Annotated in this window: 5 protein-coding genes; all 5 read right to left on the bottom strand. The window is 72.4% G+C overall.

Annotated features, from left to right (window positions below; all coding sequences use genetic code 11):
• Window positions 1–1,249 (bottom strand): aspartate kinase (locus JWR81_RS24260; RefSeq protein ID WP_297657601.1); only part of this gene is annotated, 1,249 nt, incomplete at its 3' end.
• 179 nt (window positions 1,250–1,428) lie between these two features.
• Window positions 1,429–2,631 carry an ROK family protein gene (locus tag JWR81_RS24255; RefSeq protein ID WP_297657598.1) on the bottom strand — a complete coding sequence of 401 codons (1,203 nt, stop codon included), beginning with the start codon at window positions 2,629–2,631 and terminating at the stop codon, window positions 1,429–1,431.
• On the bottom strand, window positions 2,628–4,160 hold the full coding sequence (locus JWR81_RS24250) for an ABC transporter permease (RefSeq protein ID WP_297657595.1): 1,533 nt from the start codon (window positions 4,158–4,160) through the stop codon (window positions 2,628–2,630). Before JWR81_RS24250 ends, JWR81_RS24255 begins: the two co-directional genes overlap by 4 nt.
• Complete coding sequence (locus JWR81_RS24245; RefSeq protein ID WP_297657592.1) at window positions 4,160–4,933, bottom strand: ATP-binding cassette domain-containing protein; 774 nt, start codon at window positions 4,931–4,933, stop codon at window positions 4,160–4,162. Before JWR81_RS24245 ends, JWR81_RS24250 begins: the two co-directional genes overlap by 1 nt.
• Window positions 4,934–5,015: 82 nt before the next feature.
• Window positions 5,016–6,134, bottom strand: coding sequence for a substrate-binding domain-containing protein (locus tag JWR81_RS24240; protein ID WP_297657589.1), 1,119 nt, complete (start codon window positions 6,132–6,134; stop codon window positions 5,016–5,018).
• Window positions 6,135–6,360: the final 226 nt, after the last annotated feature.

Below are 6,360 nucleotides of genomic sequence, written 5' to 3'. Positions count from 1 at the left end.
GTGCGGCCGGTGCCGCGGCACCCGCCGCGGGGACGAACGTCCGGTGCAGCAGCCGCACCGTGTCGTCGACCGCGGCCGGGGCGACGAGCACCGACACGCGGCCCGGCGTCGTGGTGACCGTCCGGGGCGCGATGCCGGCGGACCCGAGCGCCGCGAGCGTGCGCGCGAGGATCTCCGGCTTGCGCGCGACACCGAGGCTGACCACCCCGACCGAGCCCAGCTCCTCCTCGACCGACACGGCGAGCCCGGCCGCGTCCAGCGCCGCGGCCACGTCGGCCGGGTCGGCGCCGGGCGCGGTGAAGCGGACCACGCCGTCGGCGGGGAGGGCGGAGCCGATCGCGATGCCCCGCTCGGCGAGGGCGGTGGCCACCGCCTCGGCGGCCGCGCCCGCAACGGCATAGAGGCTCTCCTGCCTGCGATGCGCGATGCCCGCGACCTCGGCGGTGCCGGTGTCCTCCCAGACCCCCGCCTCCCGCCGTACCCAGGTCCCCGGCTCGGTGGTGAAGCTCGACCGCAGGTGGATGTCGACGCCGTGCGCGATCGCCAGCTCCACCGCGCGGGGCTGCAGCACCGCGGCACCGGCCTCGGCCATCTCGAGCATCTCCGCGGGCCGGATCGAGGCGAGCCTGCGCGCGTCGGGGACCACCCGCGGGTCGGCGGTGAACACCGCGGGCACGTCGGTGAAGATCTCGCACTCCCGGGCGCCGAGCGCGGCGGCGACGGCGACGGCCGATGCGTCCGATCCGCCCCGTCCGAGCGTCGTCACGTCCCCGGCGGCCGAGACGCCCTGGAAGCCCGTGACCAGCACGATCGCGCCTCCGGCCAGCTCGTCGTGGATGCGCTGCGGGTCGATCGCGCGCAGCCGCGCGTCGCCGTGGCGCTCGTCCGTGCCGATGCCCGCCTGCCCCCCGGTGAGCGACACCGCGCGGGCGCCGAGTTCGGCCACCGCCATCGACGCCAGGGCGCACGAGATCGACTCGCCGACGGCGAGCAGCGCGTCGAGCTCACGCAGCGGAGGCCGCGCGGACATCTGCTGCGCCATCGCCGCCAGCTCGTCGGTCGTGCTGCCCATCGCGGAGAGCACCGCGACGACCCCCGTGCCCGACCGCTGGGCGGCGACCATGCGCTCCGCGACGGCCCGCAGCCGGGTGTGGTCGGCGACCGACGTGCCGCCGAACTTCCACACCAGCGGAACCGCCGGCCCGATGGCCGCCCGCTGTGCCTGCTGACCGCTGTTGCGCCTGCCCATGACATGTCCCTCCCTGTGGTGTCCCCCCTGCCCGGGTCCTCGCGGGACCCGGCCGGTTCGTCGTCACAGAGCCTGCTGGCACGCCGGTCGTGGATCGATGGTGTGCTCCCCCGCGCCCGGGGAGCGGGCCCCCGGCCGCGGGTAGGGCACACCCCCACCCGGCAGCGGGCGACGGCGTGTCAGACCGCGCCGAGCACGGGCTCGAAGGCCAGCTCCGCCGCCCCGACCAGCTTGGCGTCGCGGCCCAGCGGGCTGGTCTCGATCCGCGTGCCGCCGACCGCGCGGCTGACCAGGCTGCGCTCGTGGACCAACTGCCGGACGTGCCCCACGACAGCCGGCGGCAGGGCGGTGAACAGGTCGCCGAGCACCACGAGCTCGGGCGCCATCATGTTCACCACCGTCACCAGGCCGGTGACCAGCCACTCGGCGAACTCGTCGAGCGGGCCGGGCAGCGGCGCCGTGGCCAGCGAACGCAGCTCGGCCACCAGCACGCCGCGCGCCGTGCCCTCGGCCAGGCCCAGTGCACGGCACATCGCCGCCTCGCCCACCTCGGTCTCCCAGCAGCCGCGCGACCCGCAGTAGCAGGGCCGTCCGCCCGGCCGGACGACCAGGTGCCCGATCTCGCCCACGTACCCGCGGGTGCCGCGCAGCGGGCGGCCGTCGGAGATGACCCCGCCGCCGACGCCCTTGTCCGCCGAGATGTAGACGAGGTCGGTGACGTCACGCGCCACGCCCCGCACGTGCTCGGCCAACGCTCCCAGCTCGGCATCGTTGGCCACCTGGACCGGCAGCTTGAGCACCGACGCGAGCCGGGTGCCCAGCGCGACGTCGCGCCAGCCGAGGTTGGGCGCCTCGTGCACCCACCCGTCGTCGCGGCGGACGACGCCGGGCAGCGACACCCCGGCGCCCTGCGCCCTGACGGCGAGCTCCTCGGACAGCAGCTGCGCCGACTCCGCGACGTGCGTGATCACCTCGCCCGGCGTGCGGGTGCGGCTGTGCAGGTTCCAGCTGTGCCTGCCGAGCACCTGGCCGCCGATGCCCACCATCGACATCGCGACCTGCTCCACCCGCACGTCCACCGCGAGGACCACGGCGGCCTCGGGCGACGGCAGCACCATCAGCGACGGCCGGCCGGCACCGTGGCGCTGCGCCGGGACGGCCTCGGTGACGACGCCGGACTCGGCGAGCCCGTCCACCACCGACTTGATCGTGCTGCGGTTGAGCCCCAGTTCCGTGGCGAGTGTCGCGCGCGTACAGGGACCGTCGACGTGCAGCCTGCGCAGCAGCGCGGCTCGGTTGTGGCGTCGTGCCTCGTCGGGCCTGGCCCCCGAGGTGGGGGCGGCCGAGCCGCCCCCACCGTCTCCCCCCCAGGTCCGGCTCACCTGAGTGGGACGGCCGATCGACGCCGGGAGAGCACATCCACCCCTGCAGCGAGGAGCAGAACGATGCCGTTGACGAGGAACACGACGGACGCGGGCTGGCCGAGCAGGCCCAGGCCGTTGTTGACCGTCGCGAGGACCGCGCCACCGATCACGGCGTTGCTGACCCGACCGCGCCCGCCGAAGAGGGACGTGCCGCCGATGACGGCGCCACCGACCGCGAACAGCAGCGTGTTGCCGCCACCCGCGCTCGGCGAGACCGACCCGACCTTCGACGAGTAGACGATCGCGCCGATCGCGGCGAGCGCCGAGGAGATCACGAACACCGAGGCCCGGATCTTGACGACGTCGATGCCGGCACGGCGCGCGGCCTCCCGGTTGCCGCCGACGGCGTAGATGTGCCGGCCGAAACGGGTGCGGTCGAGCAGGTACGTGCCCGCCACGAGCAGCACGAGCACGATCGGCACCACGTACGGCACACCGGTGATCACCACGAGGTTGCTGTTGGAGCGGTTCGTGGTGAGCAGGTAGGTGGCGACCGCCGCGAGCACGATCACGAAGCCGATCTTGATCAGCACGAGGCCGGTGGGCTGGGCGACCAGCCCGAGCTTGCGCCGCGAGACCTGCCGGTTGAGCAGGACCGCCGCGTACCCGCCCGCCGCGACGACGAACAGGATCCAGCTGCCGAGGATCGAGAGGTTGCCGTTGGCGACCGCGTTGATCACCGGGTCGCGCAGGCCGAGTGTGCCGCCGTCGCCGATGAGCTGCAGGATCACGCCCTGCCAGGCGATGAACAGCGCGAGCGTCACGACGAACGACGGCATGCCCACCTTGGCGATGAGGAAGCCGGTGACGGCACCGATCACGGCACCGACGCACACGGCCAGGAGCATCTCCAGCCACGGGTTCGGCGGGAACCCGATCACCAGCAGGAGCAGCGCGACCACGCCGAGCCCCGCACCCCACCAGATCCTGAGGATGACCGAGAGCACGACGGCGATGAGCACGACCGCGGCGAACAGGAGAAACACCGGGGTGCCCATCGCGCCCAGCAGGTTGCCGTTGCTGACGAGGTGCAGCGCCATCACGGCGGCGGCGAGGCCGGACGCGGTGCCCGCGGCGAGGTCGATCTCGCCTGTGAGCAGGACGAACACCAGCCCCATCGCGATGATGGTCTGGCCCGCGCCCTGCTGGAGCAGGTTGGCCAGGTTGAGCAGGCTCGGGAACGTGTCGCTGGCCAGCACGGTGAACAGCACGAACAGCGCGAGCAGCCCGAGGATCGCGGGCAGTGAGCCGAGCTCGCCGTTGCGCAGGTTCGTGAAGTAGGCGCGGATCGCCTCGCCGGTGGACTTCGCGGTGGTGTCGATGCCGAAGTCGGCCGAGCGCGTCGACGCGGGCGCGGCCCGCTCGGCCGCGCTGGTGGGTTGGGTCTGGGTGGCCTGCCCGGGGGTCGTCCCGGCGGCCTTCTCGAGATCGGGCATGGGGGTCGTCTCCTTCGACGCCGTCTCCTGCTTCTCCGTGGGGCCGACCATCAGACCGTCACGCTCTCGGGGCGCTGCAGGCCGAGGTCACCGGAGCGGCCCGCGGTGATCAGCTCGACGGCCTGGGTCTGTGTGACCTCCTTGGTGGGCACCTGGGCGACCATGCGACCGAGGTAGAGGGTGGCGATGCGGTCGGAGACCTCGAAGACGTCGGCCATGTTGTGGCTGATCAGCACGACGCCCAGCCCCTGCTCCGCGAGGCGCCGGATGAGGTCGAGCACCTGGCGGGTCTGGGCCACGCCGAGCGCCGCCGTCGGCTCGTCGAGCAGTACGACCTTGGAGTCCCACAGCACGGCCTTCGCGATCGCGACGGTCTGGCGCTGGCCGCCCGAGAGGGCGGCGACGGGCATCCGCACCGAGGTCACGGTGCGCACCGACAGCGAGGCGAGGGTGCGCCGCGCCGCCTGCTCCATGTCGGCCTCGTCGAGCAGCCACGACCTGCCGCGCTCCCGCCCGAGGAACATGTTCTGGACGATGTCGAGGTTGTCGGCGAGCGCGAGGTCCTGGTAGACGACCTCGATGCCGAGCTTGGCGGCGTCGGTGGGCGCGTTCAGCGTCACGACATCGCCGTTGAAGAGCACCTCGCCGCTGTCGATGGGGTGGATGCCGGCCACGCACTTCACCAGCGTCGACTTGCCCGCGCCGTTGTCGCCGACGAGCGCGGTGACCTCACCGGCGCGCACGGTGAGGTCCACGTCGTGCAGCACCTGGACAGCGCCGAAGCTCTTGTTCACCCCGCGCAGCTGCAGGATCGGTTCACTCACTGGGCACCTCCGTGCCCGCGGGTGCGGAGGCAGGGCCCCTGTGGGGACACCACTGCCTCCGCACTCGCGTGGGGTCGGTCGGTTACTTGATGCCGAGCTGGTTGCAGACGGTCTGGGTGGCGGGCACGCAGACCTCGCTCGCCTTGACCGCGCCGTCGTCGACCACGGTCTTGACGTTGTCCTTCGTGATCAGCTGCGGGGTGAGCAGCACGGACTTGACCGTGCGGTTGCCCTTCGGGTCCTGCGAGCTCTGCGTCGCGATCGCGTCGGCGGCCGCGGTGTCACCCTTGGCGAGCGCGGCAGCGAGCTTGGCGGTGGCGTCGGCCTCCTGCTTGATCGGCTTGTAGACCGTCATGTACTGGTCGCCGCGCAGGATGGCCTGCAGGCCGTCCGGGGTGGCGTCCTGGCCGGTCACCGGCACCTTGCCGTTGAGGCCGTACTTCTGCAGGACGGTGATGATCGCCCCGGCCAGGCCGTCGTTGGCCGCGGCCACGCCGTCGACCTTGCCGCCGTTGCTGGTCAGGATCTGCTCGAAGGTGGTGCCGCCGACCTGGTTGTCCCAGTTCGCGATGGCCTGCTTCTGGACGAGCTTGAGCGCGCCGGACGAGAACAGCGGCTGCAGCACGTTCTGCTGGCCGTTGTAGAAGAGGGTGGCGTTGTTGTCGGTGGGCGCACCCTCGATCTGGATCACCTGGGCGCCCTGCTTGGCCTTGAGCGCGTCCGAGAGACCCTGGCCCTGCAGCTCGCCGACCTTCACGTTGTCGAACGACACGTAGTAGTTCGCGGTGCCGCCGAGGTCGAGGCGGTCGTAGTCGATGACCGGGATGCCCTGGGCCTTGGCCTTGGCCTCGACGGCTGCGCCGCCGTCGCTGCTGATCGACGCGATGACCAGCACCTTGACGCCGCTGGAGATCATGCCGTCGGCCAGCGTCGAGAACTTCTGCTCGTCGCCCTGGGCGTTCTGGATGTCGGCCTGCAGGCCCTCGGCCGCCATGGCCTGGGTCAGCAGGGGCTTGTCGAAGCTCTCCCAACGGGCCGAGCTGGCCGTCTCCGGGAGGATGACGCCGACCTTCACGCCGGCGGCGGGTGCGGCACTCGCTCCGCCGGCTGCGCTCGGAGCGGCGGAGTTCTGCCCGCAGGCAGCAAGGGTCAGGGCCAGGCCCAGCCCCGCTGCCGCGAACGCGGTCTTCCTCAGGCGCATGATCGTCCTTCCACAGCGTTGGGGAGTCCCGCCGGAGCGGGGTAAATGTTGTGACCGACAACGTATGTCCCCAACTGGAGTGGCGCCAAGCACACTGCATCGATCAAGACGTCGCGTTTCGGTCACGTTTGGGTCACTTCGCCTCGCTTTTGTTGCGACGCACACCGCGCGGGGCAGATTCGGGCGTCCGAACGGCCCAGCGCACGGCGACACCACACGACGCCCG

Source organism: Pseudonocardia sp. (genome assembly GCF_025965585.1).
In the GTDB taxonomy this organism is placed as follows: Bacteria; Actinomycetota; Actinomycetes; order Mycobacteriales; family Pseudonocardiaceae; genus Pseudonocardia.
The sequence above is the reverse complement of the archived record's forward strand: the minus strand, read 5'-3'. Positions and strand labels throughout refer to the sequence as shown.